At 68.6% G+C, this 704-nt stretch carries 2 pseudogenes; both read right to left on the bottom strand.

From position 1 onward, the window contains the following. A pseudogene (locus OP79_RS49150) lies at positions 1-474 on the bottom strand (transposase); the annotation flags it as partial. A 29-nt stretch (positions 475-503) separates the two neighbouring features. After that, positions 504-674, bottom strand: a pseudogene (locus OP79_RS58850) (transposase domain-containing protein); the annotation flags it as partial. Between the last annotated feature and the right edge of the window lie 30 nt (positions 675-704).

Consider the following 704-nt stretch of genomic DNA (forward strand, 5'->3'; position numbering starts at 1 on the left):
CTCGGCGAAGACGGATTCGATCTCCCAGCGCTCGCGGTAGAGCGCGGCCAGTTGCCGGGCCGGATAGCGGCGCGGGTCCACAAGACTGGTGACCAGGCGGTAGTCGTCGGCCGCAGCAGCGCCGCCTGTGTCTTTGAGCTGGTAGGCAAGGACTCGGACCGGCACCGGATCACGTTTCGCACCGTCGGTGCCGGCGTGGATATCGGAGAGCCATGATCCGTCACGAAGCAGCTTGCGGACGGGCAGGACGCGGTTGGCGGGCACCCGCCACAGCAGGTCGGCTCCCGTGGCGGTGAATGCCCGCCACAGCGGGACGCCCAGAAACTCGCGGTCGGCCAGGACCAGCTGGCCCGCACCGCAGGAACGGGGCAGGCGGCCGACGAGGGTGACTTCCCCGGTCCGGCAGCCGGCGAGTTCCGCGTCCAGCACCGCGTGGCTGCCCACTTCCACCAGAGCCGCCATCCGCACCTGGACGAATGCCCCAGCAGCCCCAGGCCCCGCAGTCCCGCGACCAGGTGCCGCATGACCTCGAGATACGGAGCAGGCGAGAACAGCGCCAGCCCCAAGACGAAGTACACGACCAACCGCGCAGGAAGCAGTCGCCTACGTTGCTCTGAACGTCCGCATGCGGCCACCACCCGATCCACCAACCCCGGCGGATACACCCAGGTCAACAGGCCAAGACCCGATAAGTCAGACGCACT

Source organism: Streptomyces yerevanensis (assembly GCF_000716805.1).
Classification (GTDB): domain Bacteria; phylum Actinomycetota; class Actinomycetes; order Streptomycetales; family Streptomycetaceae; genus Streptomyces; species Streptomyces flaveus.